The 25,624-nt window shown below is 37.0% G+C and carries 24 protein-coding genes; 15 read left to right on the top strand and 9 right to left on the bottom strand.

Annotation, left to right across the window (positions count from 1 at the left end):
• Nucleotides 1–180 precede the first annotated feature (180 nt).
• The 3 genes from SGJ10_14285 (at nt 181) to SGJ10_14275 (ending at nt 3,994) form a co-directional block, all read left to right on the top strand.
• On the top strand, nt 181–738 hold the full coding sequence (locus tag SGJ10_14285; GenBank protein ID MDZ4759292.1) for a nucleotide exchange factor GrpE: 558 nt from the start codon (nt 181–183) through the stop codon (nt 736–738).
• Nucleotides 739–797: 59 nt separating this feature from the next.
• Entirely contained in the window at nt 798–1,943 is a 1,146-nt protein-coding gene (dnaJ, locus tag SGJ10_14280) for a molecular chaperone DnaJ (protein MDZ4759291.1), read from the top strand.
• 218 nt (nt 1,944–2,161) lie between these two features.
• The gene (locus tag SGJ10_14275) at nt 2,162–3,994 is read left to right on the top strand and encodes a T9SS type A sorting domain-containing protein (GenBank protein MDZ4759290.1); all 1,833 of its coding nucleotides are present in this window, start codon (nt 2,162–2,164) and stop codon (nt 3,992–3,994) included.
• 380 nt (nt 3,995–4,374) lie between these two features.
• On the opposite strand, the gene msrA is transcribed toward SGJ10_14275, so the two are convergent.
• The 4 genes from msrA to eno all read right to left on the bottom strand — a co-directional run bounded on the left by msrA (nt 4,375) and on the right by eno (nt 7,977).
• The gene (msrA, locus tag SGJ10_14270) at nt 4,375–5,028 is read right to left on the bottom strand and encodes a peptide-methionine (S)-S-oxide reductase MsrA (protein ID MDZ4759289.1); all 654 of its coding nucleotides are present in this window, start codon (nt 5,026–5,028) and stop codon (nt 4,375–4,377) included.
• Nucleotides 5,029–5,061: 33 nt separating this feature from the next.
• A complete protein-coding gene (gene nhaA, locus SGJ10_14265; protein MDZ4759288.1) occupies nt 5,062–6,219 on the bottom strand; it encodes a Na+/H+ antiporter NhaA in 1,158 nt (385 codons plus the stop codon).
• Nucleotides 6,220–6,303: 84 nt separating this feature from the next.
• Nucleotides 6,304–6,606: a septum formation initiator family protein gene (locus tag SGJ10_14260; GenBank protein MDZ4759287.1), complete on the bottom strand. Its 303-nt coding sequence runs from the start codon at nt 6,604–6,606 to the stop codon at nt 6,304–6,306.
• 54 nt (nt 6,607–6,660) lie between these two features.
• On the bottom strand, nt 6,661–7,977 hold the full coding sequence (gene eno, locus SGJ10_14255; protein MDZ4759286.1) for a phosphopyruvate hydratase: 1,317 nt from the start codon (nt 7,975–7,977) through the stop codon (nt 6,661–6,663).
• 162 nt (nt 7,978–8,139) lie between these two features.
• On the opposite strand from eno, the gene SGJ10_14250 reads away from it, so the two are divergent.
• The 3 genes from SGJ10_14250 (at nt 8,140) to SGJ10_14240 (ending at nt 11,076) form a co-directional block, all read left to right on the top strand.
• Nucleotides 8,140–8,454, top strand: a complete 315-nt coding sequence (locus SGJ10_14250) for an HU family DNA-binding protein (GenBank protein MDZ4759285.1) — start codon at nt 8,140–8,142, stop codon at nt 8,452–8,454.
• A gap of 23 nt (nt 8,455–8,477) precedes the next feature.
• The gene (locus tag SGJ10_14245) at nt 8,478–9,329 is read left to right on the top strand and encodes a tetratricopeptide repeat protein (GenBank protein ID MDZ4759284.1); all 852 of its coding nucleotides are present in this window, start codon (nt 8,478–8,480) and stop codon (nt 9,327–9,329) included.
• 190 nt (nt 9,330–9,519) lie between these two features.
• A complete protein-coding gene (locus SGJ10_14240; protein ID MDZ4759283.1) occupies nt 9,520–11,076 on the top strand; it encodes an Rne/Rng family ribonuclease in 1,557 nt (518 codons plus the stop codon).
• A gap of 325 nt (nt 11,077–11,401) precedes the next feature.
• Here the strand turns inward: SGJ10_14240 and SGJ10_14235 are convergent, their stop codons facing one another.
• The 3 genes from SGJ10_14235 to SGJ10_14225 form a co-directional block, all read right to left on the bottom strand.
• Nucleotides 11,402–12,427, bottom strand: coding sequence for a hypothetical protein (locus SGJ10_14235; GenBank protein MDZ4759282.1), 1,026 nt, complete (start codon nt 12,425–12,427; stop codon nt 11,402–11,404).
• Between the two features lie 126 nt (nt 12,428–12,553).
• Nucleotides 12,554–16,798, bottom strand: a complete 4,245-nt coding sequence (locus tag SGJ10_14230; GenBank protein MDZ4759281.1) for a M4 family metallopeptidase — start codon at nt 16,796–16,798, stop codon at nt 12,554–12,556.
• A 156-nt stretch (nt 16,799–16,954) separates the two neighbouring features.
• Nucleotides 16,955–17,773, bottom strand: coding sequence for a 2,3,4,5-tetrahydropyridine-2,6-dicarboxylate N-succinyltransferase (locus SGJ10_14225; GenBank protein MDZ4759280.1), 819 nt, complete (start codon nt 17,771–17,773; stop codon nt 16,955–16,957).
• Nucleotides 17,774–18,016: 243 nt separating this feature from the next.
• On the opposite strand from SGJ10_14225, the gene SGJ10_14220 reads away from it, so the two are divergent.
• Nucleotides 18,017–18,196, top strand: a complete 180-nt coding sequence (locus SGJ10_14220; protein ID MDZ4759279.1) for a hypothetical protein — start codon at nt 18,017–18,019, stop codon at nt 18,194–18,196.
• A complete protein-coding gene (locus tag SGJ10_14215) occupies nt 18,196–18,348 on the top strand; it encodes a hypothetical protein (protein MDZ4759278.1) in 153 nt (50 codons plus the stop codon). The genes SGJ10_14220 and SGJ10_14215 overlap by 1 nt, the downstream gene beginning before the upstream one ends.
• 232 nt (nt 18,349–18,580) lie before the next feature.
• On the opposite strand, the gene SGJ10_14210 is transcribed toward SGJ10_14215, so the two are convergent.
• Entirely contained in the window at nt 18,581–18,733 is a 153-nt protein-coding gene (locus SGJ10_14210; GenBank protein MDZ4759277.1) for a hypothetical protein, read from the bottom strand.
• Nucleotides 18,734–18,838: 105 nt separating this feature from the next.
• Here SGJ10_14210 and SGJ10_14205 point away from each other — a divergent pair, with 105 nt between their 5' ends.
• The gene (locus SGJ10_14205) at nt 18,839–19,132 is read left to right on the top strand and encodes a hypothetical protein (protein ID MDZ4759276.1); all 294 of its coding nucleotides are present in this window, start codon (nt 18,839–18,841) and stop codon (nt 19,130–19,132) included.
• Nucleotides 19,129–19,284, top strand: coding sequence for a hypothetical protein (locus tag SGJ10_14200; GenBank protein MDZ4759275.1), 156 nt, complete (start codon nt 19,129–19,131; stop codon nt 19,282–19,284). The genes SGJ10_14205 and SGJ10_14200 overlap by 4 nt, the downstream gene beginning before the upstream one ends.
• Nucleotides 19,285–19,490: 206 nt before the next feature.
• Here the strand turns inward: SGJ10_14200 and SGJ10_14195 are convergent, their stop codons facing one another.
• Nucleotides 19,491–19,820, bottom strand: coding sequence for a LamG-like jellyroll fold domain-containing protein (locus SGJ10_14195; protein ID MDZ4759274.1), 330 nt, complete (start codon nt 19,818–19,820; stop codon nt 19,491–19,493).
• A 177-nt stretch (nt 19,821–19,997) separates the two neighbouring features.
• Here SGJ10_14195 and SGJ10_14190 point away from each other — a divergent pair, with 177 nt between their 5' ends.
• From SGJ10_14190 to SGJ10_14170, 5 genes are read left to right on the top strand one after another with little or no spacing between them, the layout of a single operon-like run.
• Complete coding sequence (locus SGJ10_14190) at nt 19,998–21,377, top strand: rhodanese-like domain-containing protein (protein ID MDZ4759273.1); 1,380 nt, start codon at nt 19,998–20,000, stop codon at nt 21,375–21,377.
• Between the two features lie 9 nt (nt 21,378–21,386).
• Nucleotides 21,387–22,067 carry an NAD-dependent deacylase gene (locus tag SGJ10_14185; GenBank protein MDZ4759272.1) on the top strand — a complete coding sequence of 227 codons (681 nt, stop codon included), beginning with the start codon at nt 21,387–21,389 and terminating at the stop codon, nt 22,065–22,067.
• A 23-nt stretch (nt 22,068–22,090) separates the two neighbouring features.
• The gene (locus SGJ10_14180) at nt 22,091–22,963 is read left to right on the top strand and encodes a hypothetical protein (GenBank protein MDZ4759271.1); all 873 of its coding nucleotides are present in this window, start codon (nt 22,091–22,093) and stop codon (nt 22,961–22,963) included.
• The gene (locus tag SGJ10_14175; GenBank protein MDZ4759270.1) at nt 22,960–24,624 is read left to right on the top strand and encodes a DUF6029 family protein; all 1,665 of its coding nucleotides are present in this window, start codon (nt 22,960–22,962) and stop codon (nt 24,622–24,624) included. The genes SGJ10_14180 and SGJ10_14175 overlap by 4 nt, the downstream gene beginning before the upstream one ends.
• A 5-nt stretch (nt 24,625–24,629) precedes the next feature.
• Entirely contained in the window at nt 24,630–25,556 is a 927-nt protein-coding gene (locus SGJ10_14170) for an Omp28-related outer membrane protein (protein MDZ4759269.1), read from the top strand.
• Nucleotides 25,557–25,624: the final 68 nt, after the last annotated feature.

Below are 25,624 nucleotides of genomic sequence, written 5' to 3'. Positions count from 1 at the left end.
ATCTAATTGTGCAATAGTTACTGAATTAAAAAATCAGATTTTACATTTCAGACAGATTTCTAAATATTGGTAATACAATATTAATCTCTTCGCCAACATCCCTCCGCCAACTTGTCACCCATTTGCTCCTATGGTCGTATTTTTGCCATTCCGCAAAATAAAAAAATGTTTAAAAGGTTCATGAAAAAAGAAGAAGAATTACCCAACGAGCAGCCAGAAGCCAACGCAGAAGGCAATACCGAAGAAACCGTTAGTGAAACAATCGAGACCACAGCTAGCGAACCTGCAAGCGAACTGGAGCAACTCAAAATTGATAAAGCTGAGATGCATGATAAATATATCCGTCTTTATTCTGAGTTCGAAAACTTCAAACGCCGCACTGCCAAAGAGAAAATTGAATTAATAGAATACGCAGGTCGCGACATTATCGTTTCACTTTTACCTGTGGTCGATGATTTTGACCGAGCCATAAAGTCAGTCGAAATGGCCGCAGATATTACTGCAGTGAAAGAAGGCATCGAACTCATCTCAGGCAAATTTAAAAATATATTGGACCAACGTGGATTGAAACCTATCGAATCTATTGGCCAAGAATTCAATATCGATTTTCACGAAGCCATCACCAATATTCCTGTGGAAGATGAGGCACAGAAAGGTAAAGTAATTGATGAAGTGGAAAGAGGTTATATACTTGGCGACAAAGTAATACGTTTTGCCAAAGTGGTTGTAGGCAATTAATATATATATATCATATCGCTGCACTTTTATTATATAGTTAAGCGAAGAAATAAGAACACATGGCAAAAAGAGATTTTTACGAAATACTAGGTGTGGCAAAGGGTGCCAACGAGTCTGAAATTAAAAAGGCATATAGACAGATGGCTATTAAATACCATCCCGATAAAAACCCTGGCGACAAAGCCTCAGAAGAAAAATTTAAAGAAGCGGCGGAAGCTTATGAAGTATTAAGCAACCCCGACAAAAAAGCAAAGTACGATCGTTTCGGTCATGAAGGCGTGGGTGGCCCTGGTGGTCACGGTCCTGGTGGGCACATGAATATGGACGATATATTCTCAAATTTTGGAGATATATTTGGCGAAGGTGGTCAGTTTGGAAGTTTCTTCGGTGGAGGTGGAGGAGGCGGACAACGCCAACGTGTGGGAAGCAATATCCGGATTAAAGTGAAACTCACATTGCAAGAAGTTGCACATGGTGCTGAGAAAAAACTCAAGATAAATAAACAAGTTACTTGTAATACTTGTAGCGGAAGTGGAGCCAAAGATAAAAGTTCAGTGAAAACTTGTAATACCTGTGGCGGAAGTGGCCAAGTAAGGCGTGTACAAAATTCTTTTTTAGGCCAGATACAAACGCAAAGTACCTGTCCCACTTGCCATGGCAATGGAACTATGATAGCGGCAAATTGTACTAGTTGTCATGGATCGGGAAGAGTTTTTGGTGAAGAAGTGATTGATATAAAAATTCCTGCGGGTGTGAGTGAAGGCATGCAAATGAGTGTAAATGGAAAAGGTAATGTGCCCGAACGTGGCGGCCGTGCGGGCGATTTAATTGTACAATTTGAAGAGATAGAAGACCCAGTATTAAAACGTGATGGGCAAAATGTATTATTCGATTTACATTTGAGTTTCCCTGATGCGGTTGTGGGCAAACAAATAGAAGTACCCACAGTTGATGGGAAAGTGAAAGTTACTATTAAAGCAGGTGTGCAAGCAGGAGAAATATTAAGGTTGCGTGGCAAAGGATTGCCTTCAGTAAACTCTCATGGCAAAGGCGACCAATTAATATATGTGAATATTTGGACGCCACAAAAACTGAGTAGCGAAGAAAAAGCTATCATCGAAAAACTATCACAATCTGAGAATTTCAAACCCAAGCCAGCAGGTCATAAGGGTTTTATGGATAAGATCAGGGAGTTTTTTAGTTAATATCGAAGTATTACAAACGAAAAATCTTTGATAAACTCAGACTGACAGACTACAAATAAAAAACTCCGTGAAGTTCTGTGCGTTTTAACTCCGTGTCCCTCTGCGGTTAATTTTTTACCACAGTTTTACTCTGAGTATGACACAGAGTTTCACAGAGAAAGGTGCGGAAATAATCTTATTGCTTTCTTCTTATCATAATTTATCATTAAGTTTGCGTTATGAACATTCGAGTTTATTTAACTACAATTATATTGTTTTTGTCGACGGCTATAAGCATTGCACAACAGCAAGCCATTCCCTTATTCCAAACCATTACACTAAGTGATGCACCCGATGATTTTGAACCCGTGTTGCAAGCTTTATATCCGAAAGCCACAACCGGCGGAAATTATATCAGCAACAAACAAAATATTGATGGCAAAAAAACGTCTCACAAAACTATAATAAACTACTATAAAACTGATGTTACCGGACCTGCTCCTACCCTGCTCAATAATTGGGTGGCCAATAGCACCAATGGAACTCCTGCTGATAACAGTATGGCGATTTCTAACGGCGGAAAAATAGTGAGTGTATGTAATACCAATATCAGAGTATATAATGATACGGGTGGCAAATTCTTATATTCGAAAACCTTGGGAGCCTTTGCCAATTCAGTAGGTACACTCGTTCGGTATTATGATCCAAAAGCTATATATGACCCCAATAATGATCGTTTTATTGTTACTTTTTTGGAAGGAACAGGAAGTACCGATACTTGGATTATACTATGTTTCTCGCAAACAAATGACCCCGCAGGCAAATGGAATTGTTATAAACTTCCAGGCAATAATGAAAAAGATACCACTTGGACCGACTATCCTATTTTAGGAATAAGCAAAGAAGATGTTTTTGTAACCGTAAATAAACTACATGACAATATGGGTTGGAAAGATGGATTTGTAAAATCTATTATATGGCAAGTGCAAATGAGTAAAGGTTATGCTGGCGATTCACTAACTTATATATATCATAATCAAAATAATTATGGTGGCAAACCCCTGTGGAGTATTTGCCCCGTGCAAGGTGGCACGCAGCCAACGCATCCCTTCATGTATTTCCTTACCGTGAGGCCAGCAGATATCGGAAATGATTCTGTTTTTTTGCATACAATTGATAATACAGTTTCATCTGGTGTTGCAAAATGGAGTGCGAGATTATTAATAACTGATAAAATATATGGAATTCCTGCAACAGCCAAACAGCCTGGTGGACAATGGCTGCAAACAAATGATTGCAGAGTTTTGGGAGCTATATATGAAAATGAAAATATACAATATGTACAAACCAATAATGATACAAACACTTATCTGTCTTCTATATATCATGGATATTTTGATCCGAAAAATTCACAAACTATTAAAGGTAATTGGGTAACTCATGATTCGTTTGAGTTGGCCTATCCAAATATATGTTATAGTGGCCAAGGCTCCGCCGATCATGGTGCTGTAATTACTTGTTCGTTCGTAAATAAAAATACATTTCCTGGTACTTGTGCCTTTTATGTAAACAGAGATTTGGACGGATATTCACCTTTTGTAATATGCAAAGCTGGTGACAAATATGTAAATGTATTAGCTGATACAGCCGAACGTTGGGGAGATTATACAGGTATTCAACGACGCTATAACAAACCCGGAGAATGTTGGATGAGTGGTTCCTTTGGCGATGTTACTTTTACACCAAAAACTGTGGTGGCAGTTATCAAAACCAATGATCCAAAACTAGCTGTTCCATCTATTATAAAGCCACTCCAAACCCTTGCCTACCCTAATCCTGCAAGTGAGTATTATATACTGGAAATTGAAATGCTGCAAAGCGAAATGCTTACTTTTTATATAGTTGATATTGCAGGTAAAAATGTATTGATGCCATTTAAAGATAAAGCTGCAAAAGGACCGAATCGTTTTAGTTTTAATACTGCATCATTGGCTAGTGGAAATTACTATATTAATATCATCAATGTAAAAGGAGAGGTGTTGAAGTGTGAGAAATTTGTTGTGTTGAAGTAGTTGTGAGACCATACGGCTTTATAAACACTGCAAACCATATCCACACCGTCATTGCGAGCGTTCAGATAGCTATCGGAATCCGCGTAGCAATCTTATCAATCCTAGACGGACTTTAGTATAATAGTGTTACTCGTAGTAGGTTATGGTGCGTTCGGTAATTTCTCTTGGTCGACCATTATCAAAACTAATGCATTTTAACCAACTACTTTTCTTATCAAAATCGGAATATTGATATAAATAAATAGTTCTATTCAAACAATCTTCGATTCAACAAATTCTTCGTCCGATAGCTATCGGACGAAGAATGACGGTGTAGAATATGAGCTTAGTACCTGCAATCGTAATTCGTTCTGCCGCGGTGTACGTCAATCGTAATTATTTTATTCCGCTTTCATCTTCCCTTTATACGTTTTCAAAAACTTTTCAAGCTTGGGTATAATAACAGCTTGGCAATAGGGATTTTTATTTTTGTTTAAGTTAAAATAGTTTTGGTGATAATCTTCGGCTGGATAAAAAGATTGGAAATGCGTAATTTCTGTTACAACTTTATCATCGAATATTTTTGAAGAATCTAATTCACGCTTTACACTTTCAGCAGTTTTCTTTTGTTCGTCGTTCATATAAAATATGGCTGAACGGTACTGTGTGCCCATATCATGTCCTTGTCTGTTAAGTTGTGTGGGATTATGAATAGAGAAAAACACCTGGCACAATTCTTCAAACGAAATTTGAGCTGGATTATATAATACTTGGGTTACCTCGGCGTGACCTGTAGTCCCATTGCAAACTTCTTCATAGCTTGGGTTCTGAACCGTTCCTCCAGAATATCCCGAACTTACTTTTTCTACACCTTGTAATCTTTGGAAAATGGTTTCTACGCACCAAAAACAACCTGCACCAAATATAGCGGTGTCAAGTTTTGTTGTATCATTTGTTTGCATGGTATGAGTATTTATGGTTTCTTTTTTATTTTGATTGGCACAACTAAATAGTGTGGCAAAAATAGTGATGGATAAAATGCTAAGGTATTTCATTTTCGTTATTCTTTTGTAAAACAAACGAAATTATCATTTACTTAGTTTTGTAAAAGGAATAATTTTTACAAATAGTGTCCCTAGCAATCCACAAATAACTGATGCAATCACTACTGAAAATATCGCCATATTCTTTGCAATGAGATCTTCTTCAAATGCCATTATGGAAACAAATATTGACATCGTGAATCCAATTCCTGCAAAAATTCCGATTGTCGCAATTCCTGGGAATGTTGCCTGTTGCGGCATTTCTATTAATTTAAGTTTATTGCTGATATAAATAAATGAGATAATACCCAAGGGTTTGCCCACTAATAGGCCGACAATAATTCCCATAGCCAATGGAGAATTGAGCACCTCCATAAACCCTGCTCCGCTAATTATAATAGCAGTATTTGCCAAGGCGAATAAAGGCATGATAAAATAATTTACGGGTTTGCTCAACAGTTGTTCAACCCTATCAGCAAATGCAGATTTACTTGCAGGCAAAGCAAATGCTAATAGCACTCCTGCAATACTTGGATGCACTCCCGATTTGAACAATAAAAGCCAAATCATAAATAAAGAAACGGAGAATATATAAATAGGCAGTTTCAGATTTTTGAGTTTGTGATGGACAAAAAATAAATACAAAGCCAATGCACCCATATATATATAATCAAGCTGTGATGAATAAAAAACTGATATCAATAATATGGCTCCCAAATCATCGGCAACCGCAAGAGAGGTTAAAACTATTTTAATATAAAAAGGAATTTTATTGCCTGCTAATTTTAGAGCAGTTAGTGTAAAAGCTATATCTGTGGCAGTAGGAATTGCCCAGCCTTTTGTATAGTTTGTATGTTGCGTAAATATATAATATATAATTGCTGGGGCCAGCATCCCTCCAATTGCTCCTGCTATTGGCAAAGCTGCTTTCTTTTTGGTATTGAGTTCTCCCTTGGTAAATTCTCTTTTAATTTCTATCCCTACCAATAAAAAGAAAAAAGTCATTAGCAATTCATTCACGAGCCAATGTATATTAAGATCGTGTCCCTCAAAATTGATGAGCGTTTTCTCCCAAAAATGTATGTAGTTCTCCGACTGATTGGCTAAGATGATAGAAAACGCGGTGCATCCAATCAATAAAACACCAGCAAACTGCTGTCCCCTAGCAAAACTTCTAAATGCGGAGGTGATTTTGTATATCATAAATGGTTGCGGGTTGTGAGTTTTGGGTTGCGAGAATGGTAGTAGCTATTTTGCCGTATAGTCTCACAACTGGCAACTACTTCTCTACTTCACTTCCTTCTTAGCAGTATCAATGATAATAATCAAATCTTCATCAGGCTTTTTCATCATATACTTTTCTCGGGCAAACTTTTCTAGGTTCTTATCGCTGGAAAAAAGTTCTTCCTTTTCTTTTTTATTTTTCTCAATTTCTTTCTTATAATACGTTGCCTCATCCTCAAGTTTATTAAGGGTTTGGCGTTGCTTCCATTGGTCGAAGAAATTGTTTTTATCGAAGAAAAATAACCATGCGATAAAGAATAGTGTTACCCAAAAGTATTTGTTTTTTATAAACCTTATGAGTTTCATTTGCGATATTCCTATATTGGTTTCTTAAAAACTTGGAAGCAAATATATATTATATTATTTACCTATCTCTTCCTTAACCACCGATTTCACAAACTTAAAGTCTTTGCCAGGGAAATAAGCCACCTCGCCCAGTTCTTGCTCAATACGCAGCAACTGATTGTACTTAGCAACACGGTCGGTACGACTTGCACTTCCTGTTTTTATTTGTCCTGCATTGGTAGCTACAGCTAAGTCTGCAATAGTTGTATCTTCCGTTTCGCCACTGCGGTGACTTATAATACTTGTATAACTATTACGTGTAGCAAGATTAATCGAGTTTATAGTTTCAGTAAGTGTTCCTATTTGGTTTACTTTGATTAAAATAGAATTAGCCACCTGTTGGTCGATGCCCATTTGCAAACGTTTTACATTGGTTACAAACAAATCATCACCTACCAATTGCACTTTATTTCCAATAGCTTTGGTCAACATATTCCAACCATTCCAATCATCTTCTGCAAGGCCATCTTCGATACTTACAATTGGATAACGATTGGTCCAGTCTTGCCAATAATCTACAAGCTCAGCCGAAGTCATTTGCCTGTTGTCCGATTTTTTGAAAGTATATAATCCAGTTTTTTTATCATAGAATTCGCTGCTGGCAGCATCCATGGCTATATATATATCTTCACCTGGAATATATCCAGCCGATTCGATGGCACTTAAAACAATCTCTATCGCTTCTTCATTCGATTTGATATTGGGGGCAAAGCCACCTTCGTCGCCTACATTGGTTGAGTGTCCTGCCTTTTTCAATACTTTTTTGAGATGGTGAAAAACTTCAACACCCATTCGTAACGATTCAGAAAAAGTAGGAGCATTAACGGGCATCACCATAAACTCTTGGAAGTCGATACTATTATCAGCATGACTACCTCCATTTAATATATTCATCATAGGGATGGGAAGTGTGTTTGCATTAACACCACCCAAATAACGATATAATGGATCTCCATTTTCCATGGCAGCAGCCTTAGCACAAGCAAGTGATACCGCTAATATAGCATTTGCACCTAATACAGATTTATTATCGGTGCCATCGAGTTCGCATAATACCCTGTCTATTAGATTTTGCTCGAACACCAAAAAACCTTTGAGTTCTTTAGAAATACTTTCGTTTACATTTTCTATAGCAAGGCTCACACCTTTGCCCAAATAAAAACCTGCATCACCATCACGCAATTCGACGGCTTCATGCTCGCCTGTTGATGCACCCGAAGGAACTGATGCACGGCCAATGCTTCCACTTTCTGTGATTACATCCACCTCTACAGTGGGGTTACCGCGTGAGTCCAATATCATTCGGCCCACCACTTCTGCAATAATACTCATAGTAATTTTTTAGATATTTAATTGATGCCGCAAAAATAAGTTTTAAGCCTAGTAAAGACTCATTTTTTTTGCCCACAGATTTTTTTTTAATAAAAGTGTTTGACTATGTGAAAGTTTGCATATTTTTGCACCCCTCAATTTATAAACAAAAACAATAACAAAATGACTAAAGCAGAAGTAATTGCAGAAATCGTAAACAAGACAGGTTACGACAAAACTCAGGTATCAGAGTCCATTGAACAATTTTTTAAAGTAATACGCACCTCCATGGTAGACGGTAAGAACCTCTACTTTCGTGGATTTGGTTCGTTCATTGTAAAAAAACGTGCTAAAAAAATTGCCCGTAATATTTCAAAGAACACCGCTATCATCATACCTGAACATTTTATCCCTTCATTCAAACCTGCCAAAACTTTCCTTGAAAAAGTAAAGAAAAACGCAAACCCGGTAGCTAAACCAAGCCGCAAAAAAAAATAATTATATAGTACGCTTTATAATTGATGAAAAAAATAGGAACACCTCTTATCATCATCAGTTTATGTGTACTGATAGTTGTGGTTTTGTTTGTGCCAGGCATCAAAACCTCCAATAAAAAAGTTCCGGCAAAAAGTTCTTTAAATTCTGATGCCCCCAAACTGGCAAACTTCGATAGTCTCGAGTTGAAAGCAGCAGTTTCTTTACCCCAAGACATTAAAAAAGATTGGGAATTTTTACATAAAGAAATGCAACTAACTAGTCATGATAGTGATAAACTAAGAACCATGAATAGCTTAGGTATGTTGTGGAACAGCCAAAGAAACTACGGAATAGCTGGGATTTACTCTTATAAGATAGCTGAGCTAAAACCCAGTTTTAAAAATTGGATTTTCACTGCACAAAGTTTTTATGCAGGTACGCTTATTGCAAATTCAAAAGAAGAGATTCTGTTATATGCTGTGAAAGGTGAGCAAGCTGCAAGAAAGGCTATGGCCTTGGATGTAGAAAGCAATGAAGCCAAAAACCTATTGGCCGAACACTTAATTGCCCAAGACAAAAAAAGTGAAGGAATGCCCGAGTATATACCATTATTATTACAGGTATTGAAAAAGGACTCCAACAATGTGCAAGCCCTATACAATCTTGGAATGCAAGCCATCAAATCAGGGCAGTTGGAAAAAGCAAAAGCTAGGTTTGAAAAGCTTATCAGGTTGCAACCCAGCCTACCCGATAATTATAGTTACTTGGCCGATATATATGTTCGTATGGGAAATGCAAAAGATGCAGTTGCCAATTATGAAAAATGTCTCAGTTTGACCAAAGACCCTATAAAGGCAGAAGAAATAAAGATAAAAATAAAAGAAATTAAACATTAAAAACATTATAATATTATGCCAAGCGGTAAAAAAAGAAAACGTCATAAAATTGCTACCCACAAACGTAAAAAGAGGCTTCGTAAGAACCGCCATAAGAAAAAATAAGCTGTAAAGCTTAATTGTAGGTATGCCTTAGATACTCCGCAACGGGTATCTTTTCGGCTATATATATAATTTTCATTAAATCATTTTGGGTTACGAGTTATTTGTAGATACCGCAAGCAGGGAAACCTCTATTGCATTGCTTAAAGATAAGCGATTGGTTGAATATCATGTTGAGAAACTAGATACAGAACATTCCGTTGGCGATATCTATTTGGGCAGGGTGAAAAAATTGATGCCCGGCAATAATGCAGCATTTATAGAAGTAGGTTATGAGAAAGATGCGTTTTTGCATTACCTCGATCTTGGCCCACAGCTTCGCTCGGTAATAAAGTTCACCGACCAAGCTATTACTGGTGCATATAGCGATTCAGCCCTCGATAATTTTAAGATTGAGTCTTTAATAGAAAAAACAGGAAAAATTACGCAAGTATTTACCAAAGGAAAACAAATACTGGTACAAGTTACCAAAGAACCAATCTCCACCAAAGGGCCTCGCCTCACTTGCGATTTATCCTTGCCCGGAACTTATATGGTTCTTGTTCCCTTTACCAATATGGTATCGGTGTCCAAAAAAATTAAAACACTTGATGAACGCACCCGCCTCAAAAAATTAGCGGAAAGCATTCGCCCAAAAAACTTTGGGGTTATTATAAGAACCGTTGCTGAAGGTAAAACTGTGGCAGAACTCCATAAAGATATGGGCGAACTTGAAAGTAATTGGAATAAACTTTTTGGTTCACTCAAAGGTGCCGTTGCCCCACGCAAAATATTGGGCGAACAAGACCGCTCGCTCACCCTCGTTCGTGATTTGTTGAGTAGCGATTTTACGCAAATAGTTGTAAACAATAATGACTTGGGCGAAGAGATTAAGGAATATCTAAAACGCTTAAGCCCGGGCAAAGAAAAAATCGTAAAATTACATTCAGGCAAAAGCACCATATTCGATCATTATGAGATCGATAAAAAAATAAAGAACGCATTTGGCCGCAAAGTGCAGTGTGAAGACGGTGGTTATCTTGTGATAGATCATACCGAAGCTTTGCATGTAATAGATGTGAACAGCGGAAGCAATAGCGACATTGAAATTAACCAAGAGGCGAATGCCTTAAATGTAAATATTATATCGGCCACCGAAATAGCCCGTCAGTTACGCTTGCGTGATATGGGTGGACAGATAGTGGTCGACTTTATTGATATGCGTAACCCTGCTTTCAAACGCAAAGTATATGACCATCTCAAAAGCGAAATGAGTAGCGATAGGGCCAAGCATACTATATTACCCATTAGTCGTTTTGGATTAATGGAAATTACACGCCAAAGGGTAAGGCCCGAAATAAATATATCAACTGCCGAGATATGCCCCATGTGCGAAGGTACAGGTGAAGTAAGACCCACCATGCTCATCCTCGACCAAATAGAAAGCAATCTGGCCCATTTTGTAAACGAGATGAACCTAAAAAGTTTGGTACTCAATACACATCCATTCTTGGCCTCTTACCTCAAGCAAGGATTCCTTAAATCTCCACGCTGGAACTGGTACCGCAAATACAAAGTATGGGTAGGCATTAACCCCGATAAGAATTTACATTTCGGGCAATACAATTTCACCAATAAGTTGGGCGATGAGATTGTGATGAGTTAAGAGATTTCTTTCCTAGACCTCTTTCATAATTAATTACGTTAAAATTAAAAAAAAGCATAACAAAAATATTTTTGCTTTAGGCAAAAGTTCTGCTATTTTCAAATAAATATGCTACCGTTTTTAAAAAAAATAGCATGGCAAACATATATATTGCTGCCATGCTTATACCGAAGGCATTTAGGTACGAAGAACATAAGCTGCTCGCTATGGGTTGGTAAATCCCGCTACTGCGACGGGGCTATCGGGCAGAGGCATTTAGGTTATCTATTATTATGTCCTGAAAAAAATATGCCCTACCATTCTACTTTATACTATAAACTTTATACTACCTATACACCTGCATCAAACCATTCTCCTCCAATTGCAGAATCTTTATTTCTGTGTTGATCCATTGTCCTGTTAGGGAGTCTTGATCTAATCCAAAATTATTGTGTAGTGCTTGGTAGGCTTCATCTAAATGGTCTGTCCAGTTGGCACCGTATGTATTGTATAGATTTCCTATAAACAACATTTGGTCGAAACCTTTGTAGCAATACTCCGTGGGCTCAGTATAATACTTTGCTCGGAACAATTCTCGGAAACCTTTGCCATTTGCCAAGTTTACATGGTGAGTGGTGGCAAACATGCAGTGGTATAATGTCCACTTATCAAAATCGGGGCTTTTAAAATCGAGCCAACTTTCTAAACCCATCAAGGTGAAATTTTCGAGCTCACGCACATTTTTCATTTGTCGGTTCACCCAATTTTCATCATTACTAAGTATTAATAGCAAAGCTGGTTTTTCGGGCGTTGATATAATATCTTCCGTTCTTAAATATGGGACTGCGTTCAACACTTTTACATGCAACATATTTATGGAATCGGGTTTGTTGCGTAGTTTTTCGGCCAAGGTTTTCATACTTTTTTTACCATCATGTATGATATATATATTGGCAGTATCAAAATCTCTTACCCAAAAATCGGTGATGCTTTTATCAAAGTTAACTATATCGGTATTGGTATTGATTAAATAAGACGTATTCACAGATGATACAACTGACACTACGGGTGAGAGATGGTATATTTTATTTTGCAAACAATAGCCTGCCAGCATATTAATCCCTTCCTTGAACATGGGACCTATTATGAAATCCATATCTTTTATTTCTGGCTTGTTCAAAATACGAAGCGTGGTGAGTGAATCTTTTTGGGTATCATATACTTTCATTTCACATTCAAAACCCAACTTTTCCAACGAATCTAAAGCCACTAATATGCCTTCATAATATTCTATTGCGGCTTTTTGTACCAGTGCTAATTTTTTACGTTTGAATTCAGCATCGCTAATGCCAGAGCAGAATGGTAAGAACAACGCAATTTTAAAAGTCCGCCCCCGGTATTTTGCCGATGGACTTTTAATAAAAGACAGCCCGGCAAAAGCCCCAATCAGAATAAAAACTATAACTATCCTTTTTTTCAACAAACTAAATATATAATACTACTCTTTCACAAATTTTAAATTTACGACCTTCATATTTTCTAAAAATATTTGGGCCATATAAATTCCTGCTGGCAAATTTTCGACCATTATAACTTGATTGTTATAAATTATTTGCGTTTTAACAATTTTGCCCTGTACGTCTATAATATTTATTTTGCTAGGTACGTTAATTCCTTTCAGGTACAACTCGTTACTGGTAGGATTTGGCCACAATTCTATAATGCTTTGTTTTGGTGTCAATTCAAGACCCAATTTCTGGTTCACATTTACATCGAACAAAGAAAAATCGGAACCGCAATTATTATAGGCGGTTAGTTTTACTGCATACTTTCCATAAGCAGGAAATGTATGCACTGGCGAAGAAACAATGCTTGAATCACCATCTCCAAAATCCCACTTATAACTGCTGGCATACGAGCTTTGATTTTTAAAAGTCACTGTTAGGTTTGGCACAGGGGCATTCCATCCATAGCCCGCTTTGGGCAATGGAGAAACACTAATTTTTATCGGGCTGGATTGAGCCGCACAACCATATTGATTTTTAACCGTACAAATATAAATTCCTGTACCTTTTACGGCAACAGTTGGCGTTAGTCCTGCATTGTTGCTCCAACTATAATCCGTGTAACCACCACTGACTGTAAGCTTAGCACTGTCGCCTTGACAAAACGTAGTATCGCCCTGGATAGTAACAGTTGGTTTTACAATTGGTGCAGCATTATATATAGAAACATTAAAAGTATCATTAGTTCTGTCGGAATCTTTTGACCAACTTACATAAGAAACTATATCATAATTACCAATAGCGGCAAAATTAATTGTTTGGGTAAAAGTGTATGTAGCACTTTGGCCTTTACCAATGGATACCGTCGCATTCTCGGTAACTGCACTTCCGCCATTTACTTTATAGCTAATAGGCACAGTGAGGTTAGTAATTGGACCACCCTTATTAGTAAGTGTAATTTTAACTGGTTGCGTTCCTATATTACAGCCGCTTGTTGGGTGTTGTATATTGGTTGTGCTGAGGTCGAAAGTTTCTTTCCATATAGTAATATCATCAAAGGTATAACCGTCTCCTGCTTGCCCTGGTGCAGCTCCATTATTATCTTCTTGCCCGAAACGAATTTGAAAACTACTGGAGAACGATTGGCCATTTGATTTTAGCAACGTGCTAATATCTTGGTCTTGCACCGATTTGTAATTATCCTGCTGGGGTTGATTTGCATATAAATCATATATCTGCAACCAAGTGCTTTTATCATTCCCACGCACCCATACTTTATCATTGCTATTTTGTTCTTCACCATGATTTTGATACGCAAAATCTAAATATATTTTTTCGTTGGTGTTATACTTACTCAGGTTCAAAGTAAGTGTGAGATAATTAATAGCATAAGGTCCATTACCACTTTGGGCAGGGAACTGATCCATCGTTGCGGCATGTGTTCCACTATTGGCGAAACCTGCACCAGCAGCCAATCTCAATCTACCGTTATCGGGTCTGCTGGTAGAGAAATCAAACTCATCCGTACTGTCCAAACCAATTGTATTTTGTTGCGTATATATATTGCCGTCAGTCTCAAATCCTTGAAAGTAGGGTAAAGAGGTTGGGGCATTTTTTATGTTTTTTATTATTTTTATGCATTGGTCATTATTACTTGCTGTATCACTGGCAAAATTTGTTTGAGAAGCTATTTGGTAATATGCCCCTGCAGCTAGATTGGCTGTTTTGGCAAAAGTGAAGGTGAGTGTATCACCTGAATTCATTGATGTCTTAACGGTATCGTATATATTGCCCAATCCATTTATATTATATGATATTGGAATATTACTTACCTGATTACTTCCAAAATTTTTGACCAATACTTTTATTTTTTCGGTGCTTGATAAAGAGATTGAAGTATTCTCCCTTCCTAAAGTATTATGTATTTTTAATATGCCCACATCATTGGGAACTTTTGCATAACATAGCCAATTCAATTCAAAACCAGTAGAGACTCCTGAGTTATCAGTAGTTTGGCGAATAGTAATGGAACCACCCATTGATGTAATACTTCCCCCATTGGGTAAACTTGATCCCGTATATCGTCCAATCAAATTACCAGAAGTATTGGGTCCATCAAATATACTCAAATAATCACCTGCGGCAAAATTGAAACTATTAAAAGTAAGCGTAACTACGGAAGCATTGGAGGGTGAAATAGTGATACTTCCATCCGTATTATTGCCATAGTTTAAATCGCCTCCATTATCCTTAAGTGAGCCGAAGCAATTGGTTTGTGTTGTACCTATACCGCTGATAGGCAGTGAAACAGATTTGCACGAAAGCATTGTAGAATCAATTGTTATATATTGATTTATCAGTAAACTATCAGCACCCCCAGTACATCCTGTGATATATAATTTCACATTAAAGGTGCCATATTTATTATATACATGTTTGGGGTCATCTAGGTTTGAGGTAACGCCATCGCCAAAATCCCACCTGGAAGAAGCAAACAAAGCACTGGTATTGGTAAAATATACTGTATCTTTCGCATTGCAAAACTTCGTTTTATTAGCAGAAAATTGTGTTTTTATAAGTGTATCATAAGCTTTCCCAACATTTACTGCATACCAAGCATTGGTTACCTGCTTCACTTCGTCGGAACAAGCACCATATAAGTCTTTTGCTGCCTGAATAGAATATAAACGTGAAGCTGCGTAATTAGAATTCGGTGTTAAATAATAGGTTAAATTTCTATAGGCAATTTTAGCCGCCTTGGTTTGCCCGATTCCTTTAACATGATATACCTTACCTAAAAAGTTTGAATCTGAATCACCTTCGCTTATTATATAAAACCAATGGTTTTGCACGCCGCTATTATAATGCACTCCGCCATTGTCCTGCGGCCCTGTAATCCAATAACTGTCTTTATAGGCAGCGGGATTACCATAAAAAGTAGGATTTTTCATGCTACGCAATGGTTGACCTCCTCCGGCATCTTCACCTATCAAATAATTTCCGCCACTACCTTTCAAATAAAACTCAACCAAAGTGCCAAATATATCACTAAAGGATTCGTTCAATGCACCAGACTCGTATGAGTATACCAGTTTTGCAGAGTTGCCAGTAACACCATGGGTGAGTTCATGTCCACAAATATCAAGACAAGTAAGTGGCGACAATACCTTCCCATCACCATAAGTCATTCGCTGCCCGTCCCAAAAAGCATTATCATACAGCGTACTATAATGTATATAGCTCAATAATTTTCCACCCGTATTATTATAACTATTTCTATTGTGGTTTTTCTTAAAATAGTCATACGTAGTTTCAGCACCTAAATGTGCGTCAGTAGCTACTTCATCTTTATTTGAATTTTTATTGTTCCAATTATTATCGACATCCGTAAAATCAGTATTTGTATAGGAAGTACCTTGTTGCAAATTATAGGTTTCTACACCATTTCCCCTGCCTCCTTTTTCACGCAGACGAAATTCTGTTGCTGTACTGTCGGTAGTAATGGTGTGGGTACCCACATACTTGGTTACTGCTGTTCCTTTTGCATCGCCTGTATGTAGCAAATCTTCTTCGCCTACTGTATTGCTGGTATTTGCATCTATATATATGTTTTTGCGTAATAAAGGTTCGTGGGCGTATATATTAAATTTCCAACAAAGTTTGAAGATAGTTTGTTTATTTATATCACCAACAGATTTATATACTAATTCACCTTTGGGCAAAAAAGTAGCATTGGGGTCTTCTTGTTCTATTTTAATAAAAGCTTCTTGGTCGGGCAATTGCCATTTATATACTTTTGCACCTAAGTATTGTGTGGCGAATTTCAACGCATCTTTTTCATTAACATCATATTTGGTTTCAGCATTTGCTATGGGATATACTTCTCCATTATACGAAATTACTTGCCCGCTAATTGTATGAAATATCAGCATGGTATTAGCCACTTCATATCCATTCTGCGTTTGGCAGTAGCGATAATGTGTCCAACCAAAATCATCAGTTTCTGATTTCAATAATTTGAGAACAAAGGCATATTCATTCTCTAAATACGATTTTAATTGTTCAACTGCTGGGCGGCTATTGTCATCGAATTTCACAAACTGCGGAACTCCCCAAACCTCGTTCATTACCACCTCGGTGGTTTTGTAATTAAATGTTGATGTAGTGTTTTGCGAAAATCCTTGTAATGCCAAGGAGATCATCAGTGTAAGAGCACAAGCCCTAAAAGTATTTCTCATCTTTAAAAATAGTTAGTGATTAAAGGTGTAAAAATAAGGACAAATGCGGTATTTGGAAAGTAAAATTTTGCGACAGGAACTAGGAGGAATAAGGGCCATTCGGCGTAAGCTCCTTATTCCTTATTCCTTATTTCTTATTTCTAGTTTCTTATCCCTTTACACCGCTACATTATACTCACGCAAAGCATCATTCAAAGAAGTTTTCAAATCGGTGCTGGGCTTACGTTGGCCAATGATGAGAGCACAAGGAACTTGAAAATCGCCGGCGGCAAATTTTTTGGTATAGCTTCCCGGAATCACTACCGAACGGGCCGGCACATAACCTTTGTGTTCGATAGGAGTATCGCCCGTAACATCTATAATTTTGGTTGACATTGTAATAGTAACACCTGCTCCCAATACTGCGGCCTCGCCCACCCTCACTCCTTCAACCACAATACAACGTGAACCAATAAATGCATGATCTTCTATAATAACTGGTGCTGCCTGCACAGGCTCCAATACGCCACCAATTCCTACGCCACCGCTCAAATGCACGTGCTTACCTATTTGGGCACACGAGCCCACAGTAGCCCAGGTATCTACCATGGTACCTTCAGCTATATAGGCTCCGATATTTACATAGGAAGGCATTAAAATGACCCCTGGCGATATATAACTTCCATAGCGTGCAACCGCATGGGGTACAACTCTAATTCCCAATTCTTTATAATTACTTTTTAAAGCCATCTTATCATAAAACTCCAGCGGGCCGGCATAGGTAGTCACCATTTCGCGGGTAGGAAAATATAAAATTACCGCCTTCTTTACCCACTCATTTACTTGCCAGTCGCCATTGCCCATGGGTTGAGCTACGCGGAGCTTGCCTTTATCTAATTGTTCTATAACTTCGTTGATGGTTGCTAAAGTGGTGCTATCTTTTAATAGTTCACGGTCTTGCCAAGCGGCTTCAATAATTTCTTGCATGTGATAAATTTTGTTGCAAAATAATATAATAAAAGTTGAGTGGCAAAATATATTATAAGGATTTATGATTTTAGAATAAGGGAAATCAAAAGATTATAATTACAAATTTAGACAGGAATTATTTCAATAAATAAGAAGAAAAATCTTAAATTTGCAGTAGTAAACTTGTACAATAAAATGGGACAATCATTAAACATTACCGACATCAAAAAACTTTATCCTAACTAATGGGTTTTTGTGTGCGAGCCTATTATGGATGAAAGCAAAATTGATCTTGTATCTGGCATCCCAATTTATCATAGCAAGGATAAGAAAGAAGTTTGTTATATTGGAAGAGCCAAAACTTCAGCCTTTAATAAAATCACGCTGATTTATACAGGCACTTTCAAACCAACTAGAAAGATTACAGGAATTTTTAATCGTATCAAATAATGACTTTCCCTTTCAAACGAGAGCCTGAAAGTGGGCTAATTATTATTAGTATAGAAATAGATAGCAAGTTTGAATTAAAAATGATTTTTGATACAGGAGCAACCAATACAACTATCTACAGTAATGCTTTGTATTTATTGGATATGACCTAAAAGATAATATTGGGGTGGTTGCAATTGAAACTGCAAGTGGCACAATAGAAACAGAGGTTTTTGAGGTAGGCAGTTTTTCTTCTCTTGGAATACAAAAAAACGAATTCCAAATTCAAGTGTACGACTTCCAAGCTCACGGAATTTTTTCAGATTATAATGGATTACTTGGATTGGACTTTTTAGAGAGTACTAGATTCTGCATTGACACAGTTACAAATTCTATATCTATTTCTTAATTCACTTGCCAGTCACAATTGTCCATAGGCTCTGCCACGCAGACTTTGCCTTTGTCCAATTGTTCTATAACTTCGTTGATGGTTGCTAAAGTGGTGCTATCTTTTAATAGTGCAAGGTCTTGCCAAGCGGCTTCAATAATTTCTTGCATGTGATAATTTTGTTGCAAAAAATTTAATAAAAGTTGAGTGGCAAAATATATTATATAAATTCTCTTTTTTTGTAGAAAACATTTTAAATTTGCAATTGATAAATAGTGAACTTTTATTATAGTGACATGAAAGACAAGCCACAGCCAAAAAAAACAAAAATGCAGGTGAATGAACCTACAGCTATATATAAAATTGGCATGAAGAAGACTATTCGTATATTCTCTACTATTGAAGAAGAAAACGAATATGTGGCTAAAGAAAGGGCTATGACATCGTACGACGAAAGGATGTTTAATGCTGAACAACTTCGTAGAATAATATATAACGAATATCTTTTACCAAATGGGAAGTGGGTGCCCATCCCTAAATTAATAACTTTACAAGAACCCAATACATGAAATTTTCTGATGTTTTCGAGGAAATCCTTTTTAAATTTCAACAAAACAAAGTTGATTTTATAATAGCAGGTGGTTATGCTGTAATATTTCATGGTTATGGAAGGACTACCAGCGATTTAGATATTTGGATAATACCGAAACTCAATATATAATAGTCCAAAAGAAAGGGACTAATCCCCCCGCATCCCGATAATTATCGGGATTAAGCGGGGCATTCGGGATGTAATTCGACATTACCATTCTACAAACTAAATCCGCTACAGGCGGAGAACTAATTTAGTTTAAGAATTGGTATTATATATATTACCGCTTCATTATTATCACCATCCCAAGTAACTGTAATATGCGACCATTGGCCTTACCTCACCGTATCAATAGTTGATATACTATTATTCCCTCCAGAATAAACATAAAACACAATTTCATTGTTATTTGCAATTGATATATTTATAAAATCGTTTGTATCAAGTTGGGCAAATAATATTCTTGAGAATTTATTTGTATCGGGTTTTATCCAGGCTTCTATCGTGACCTCATTCGTTTCAATATTTTTAAATACTCCAGTCAATGGTGCCGATACATAATCAGCAAGGCCATCAAAATTAAGTGCGTTACTCGAAATTTGACTTAATACTTTTACGTTTGAAAACAACAAAGTAATAATAATAAGGTGTAAGTATTTTTTCATATTTTTAATATATGCTAATGCATAGCATAACTTTAATTTTTAGGAAATGGGTGCCTACAAAATTAATTTTATTTTTTTGACGATTGCAATCTAGCAAACAAACATACTGCTCAATCGTTATTAAATCAATATAAAATTCTTCCCTAAAATTTATTATTTTTGCACAAAATTACCCTCATGTTTATAGAACAATTATATACCAATTGCCTTGCACAAGCCGCTTATTATATTGAGAGCGAAGGCGAGGCTGCCATCATTGACCCAATCCGTGACGTTGCTGCCTATCTGAAGTTGGCCAATGAACGCGGTGCCGCCATCAAATATATTTTTGAAACACATTTCCATGCCGATTTTGTGAGCGGACATATAGACCTAGCCAAAGAAACTGGGGCAACTATTATATATGGCCCTACTACCAAAACTAATTTCCCGGTTCATGTAGCTACTGATGGTGAAATTCTTCCACTAGGCAAACTCAATATAAAAGTATTACACACACCCGGCCATACGCCTGAATCTTCATGTTATTTATTATATGATGAAAACGGAAAAGAACATGCCGTATTTACAGGCGATACTTTATTTGTAGGCGATGTGGGCCGACCCGATTTATTGGATGGATTAATGAAACCCGAAGATTTGGCTGGCATGATGTACGATTCCTTGCATAACAAATTGATGCCTTTGAACGATGATGTAATTCACTATCCCGGACATGGACCTGGCTCGGCCTGCGGCAAAAATATTGGCAAAGAAACTTTCTCAACCATTGGCACACAAAAGCTAGGTAATTATGCTTTGCAACCGATGAGTAAGGAGGAATTCATCAAAACAATTACTACTGGAATTTCTCCTGCACCTGCCTACTTTTTTGAGGATGCGAAATTGAATAAAAACGGATACGAACCTCTTGCAGATATAATATCAAAAGCTTTGAAACCTTTGTCTGTGGAGCAATTTATAGAATTGTCGAGAACAGGAGTCAATATAATAGATACCAGAATTCCTGATCAATTTGAGTTGGGTTTTGTTCCCAAAGCATATAACTTTGGCCTTAACGGACAGTATGCTATTTGGGCGGCAACCTTACTCAATATCCACCAAAGTATTATTATAGTTTGTGAGCCTGGCAAAGAAGAAGAATCTGCTACCCGTCTTGCCCGTGTGGGTTTCGACAATATACAAGGCTATTTAGAAGGTGGTTTTAAAGCATGGGAAGAAAGTGGTAAACGTTATGATATGGTCATCTCTATCGAACCCGAAGAATTTGCGATTGATTATAATTTTGATGAACTAAATGTACTCGACGTTCGCAAGCCTGGTGAATGGGACAATGGACATTTGGGTCACGCTACCCATTTCAACTTATCAGATATGGATAAGAATATCTCGACCCTCAACAAAGAAAAAACTTATTATATACATTGTGCAGGAGGCTACCGCAGTATGATTGCAGCCGCTTGGCTCAAATCGAAAGGAATTGATAAAGTAAAAAATGTTTTGGGTGGCTTTGATAAAATTAAAACCACAGGACTTGATATTGTAGCATCAAATTAATTTTTATTGATGAAGCATATCGTTGTGCTAACAGGTGCAGGCATAAGTGCCGAAAGCGGGCTTCAAACTTTTAGGGGCAATAACGGGCTTTGGAATGGGTATAAGGTGATGGAAGTTGCATCGCCCGAAGGCTGGCAACATGATTATAAAATGGTGCTTGAGTTTTATAACCTTCGGAGGCAAGAAATAGGCAAGGCCAAACCCAATGCGGGCCACAAGGCATTGGCACAATTGCAGGAAATTGCAGAAGTGACCATCATTACCCAAAACATTGACGACCTGCATGAACGAGCGGGCTCTACCAATATTATACATTTGCATGGCGAAATAGTGAAAGCCCGAAGCACAATTGACGAATCACTACTATATGATATTGGCTACAAAAATATAGAACCGGGAGACAACTGCGAAAAAAATTCACAGTTAAGGCCCCATATTGTATGGTTTGGCGAAGCGGTTCCCATGATAAATAAAGCCGCTATGGTAGTACAAAAAGCAGATATCGTAATTGTAGTTGGCACCTCGCTGCAAGTTTATCCCGCAGCAGGTTTGCTGGATTATGCCCCACGAAAAGCCACTATATATTTGGTAGACCCCTATCCTCCTGTTAGTTCGGGCAACAATATAAAAGTGATAGAGAATACCGCTGCTTTGGGCTTGCCAAAATTGATAAAAGAATTGGCTTTATAAAATTTATAGATATATTTGCAAACGTGCTAAGGAATTTTTTCATGTTAACAGGTTTGTTATTATATACAAATCTATCATCGGCCCAAATACAAAACCCTGTGGGAGCAGCAGCGGCAGGCATGGGCGGCACTTCACGCCTCAGCACCGACGTATGGTCATTCTACAACAATATAGCAGGTATGTCAAATTTTTCAACCGTGCAGTTAGGTGTATATTCCGAAAACAAATTTGCTATTAAAGACCTCAACCGTGGCGGGGCGGCAGTAGTATTTCCATTTGCTTCTTATGCTGTGGGTATTGGTTTTAGCAAAATGGGCAATAGCGATTTGAACACCACCTTATATGGTTTAGGCGTTTCAAAAAAAATGGCTCCGGGCTTTACGGGCGGTATTAAATTAAATTTTCTGCAAACTTATATGGGCACACAGAACGGCACTTATAATAATATGTTTTTCGATGCAGGAATTATGTATACCATCAACAAAGATTTTACGGGGGCATTCCATGTGAGTAACCCAAATAGAGTGAAACAATCAGATATAACCAATAACCGTTTACCCGGTTCGGCTACGCTGGCATTGGGATATAAAGCATCTACCAAAGTACGAATTAATGCCGAAGGTGTAAAGGATTTAAATCATGGTTTCCTTTTTAGGGGCGGTATTTCATATCAGCCCAACAGCAAATATATATTCAGGATGGGGGTAAGCACGGGTGTATTCAATGGCACTTTTGGTTTTGGGTACAAATACCACAAAATAAATTTAGACATCGCCTCCGTATATGATATTAATTTAGGATTAAGCACACAATTAAGTTTTAGGTTTACCTTTGACAAAGAATTAAAAGAAAAAACAACAACTCCAAAAGAGCAAATAGAAAAACCAAAAGAATGAAGTTAAAATTAAGAATAAGTATTGTACTTTTATTTGCAGTAAACATCATGCAAGCTCAAGACGACAAAGGTACCTTTAACGGAAATTTTTCGACCAACACACAGTTTTTTATGCTGGACAGCAGTATAGGTGCTACTACCGAATTATACCAAAAACAATTGGTGGGAACGGAAGCATGGCTTAGTACAAACTATACTCAAAAAGGATTTACCCTTCAAGCCCGTTTCGATTTGTTTAATAACAGCAATTTATATGATCCATCCACAGCATATACTGGCAGTGGTTTAGGCTATTGGAGCATTAGTAAAGATATAGATAATTTGCAAATAACTGGAGGATATTTTTACGAACAGTTTGCTACAGGTACTATATTTCGTGCGTTTGAAGACCGTACCCTCGGTTTGGATTATGCCATACAAGGTGTGAGAGTGAAGTATAATCCATTTAAAGATTTCAAAGTAAAAGTATTTACTGGTAGACAAAAATTTAGATTTGGCGTGCGTGACCAAAACATGCGTGGTGCCAATGTAGAATATGCAATTCGCAACAAAAAGGAAACTTTTAGTTGGGAACCTGGGGCATCCATATTAAATAGGACTATTGACAATAATACAATGGCTGCAATTGTGAGTATTGTGAACGACCAACCTGGTATCAATCAATTTTACCCCAAATACAATGTGTATCTTTTTAGTTTCTATAATACTATTTGTATTAAAGATTTCACCATATATGCAGAATATAATGGCAAAACACATGAGGCCGTTAAAGATTTTATTAATTCTCCATTTCCATTAGTTTATAGGAAGGGCAAAGTACTATTTGGTTCCTTATCATATACCAAAACTATTAAAACAAAGAAAGGTGCGTTAATTGGTTTAGGATTTAATGCACAGTATAAACAAATTGATAGCTTCCCAGCACGTACCTCACCATTGGAACAAAATCTTTTTGGTCAGATGAATTACCTCACATCAGTGACACGCCAAAACACTTATCGTTTGCTAGCTAGATATAATGCCGTGGTGCAGGAATTGGGTGAAAGAGATTTCCAAGCTGATTTTACAGTAAGTATAAAACGTAAAAACAAATTAAAAACTATTATAAACGTCAATGCATCCAAAGTAATAAAACTTGATAACAGTGATTTGTTTCACGAATTATATTTGGAGGCATCACATGAGTTTAGCAAGAAATTTAAATTGATGTTGGGTATACAAAATATAGGTTACAACCAACAGCGTTACGAAATAAAAGGTACTGATTTTCCCTATGTGCATGCCACCACCCCTTTTGGTGAGGCATTGTATAAATTCAAAATTAAAAACAAACAACATGCAATACGTTTGGAGTCACAATACCTAAGCACCAAACAAGACTTGGGTAGCTTTATAAATATACTGGCCGAATGGACCATGGCACCCCATTTTAGTTTAGCCGTGGGTGATATGTATAATATAAAACCTTGGAGAGCCCCATCCTCTCTTATTCCGCCAGGAAAAGCACATTATTATACATTTTTTGGTGCATATACCCACCATGCTACACGATTTACATTGGCCTATGTAAAACAAGTTGCCGGCATGAACTGCACAGGTGGTGTTTGTCGTGTTGAGCCTGCCTTCAGTGGCGTAAAATTTACCATGTCGACTAATTTTTAATAAATATGATGATGAAAAAAGCAACGCTCCTTAAAATTAAAAGAACAAAAACTATAAATCCAATAACATTATATATATTTTTATTAGTTTCTATTTTATCATCATGCAAAGAAGAGCCACCATTGGTTTTTTTTAATTTATATTCTGGATCAGATTCTACTTATATAACTAATAATGTTCCCGCAGCACAATATAGAAATTCATTATTAGAAGACTATACTGGAGTTCGATGTGCAAACTGCCCTGATGCACATGTTGCTGCTGTAGGATTAGCTGCTTCTCACAATGGAAGAATGAATATATTATCCATGCATCCGCTCGGAAACGCTTTAACAAGACCATATAATACAATTGCAGGTTTTCAGGATTTTCAGTTAAGAGAAGCTGCTGATTTATTGTCAATATTCGGGACAAACAAAAATTTACCCTCAATAGGACTAGATAGAGTTTTGAATAAAACTAAAAATCTATTAATAACCAATAGTGTGAACGATTGGAGTTCAACGCTCGATGCTCAACTGATAAACAATCAAACTTCACCTTTAAATATTGATATTGACAATGTATTAATTGCCAATAATGATTCTTTAAAATTAACATGTTATATAACAGCCACGCAACCTCTATCTGACTCTGTTTATTTAACATTAATCATTTTGGAAGACAGTATTGTTAATCCGCAAGATAATAATGGAGATATAGATACATTTTATGTTCATGATAATTTGGCTAGAATCTTTGTGACTTCGCAATATGGAACCTATCTTAAAACAAATTGGATAAGTGGCAGAGTTTATCGCAAACAAATAGCCGTTCATCTTAATAAAAGTTGGAATATAAATAATTGTAAAGTTTTGGCTTTTGTTCATAGAAGTGTTAATACAGCAGGCAATTCTGAAATTTGGCATTCTCAAACTAAAAAAATTAAATAATAATATAAAGTCATTGCAAACTCAACGTCATCTGTTAGCCGCGGCGAGCATCATGCCGAAGATAAAAA

This window comes from Bacteroidota bacterium (genome assembly GCA_034439655.1).
In the GTDB taxonomy this organism is placed as follows: Bacteria; Bacteroidota; Bacteroidia; order UKL13-3; family UKL13-3; genus CANJUD01.
This window is presented reverse-complemented; position numbering and strand designations above follow the sequence as displayed.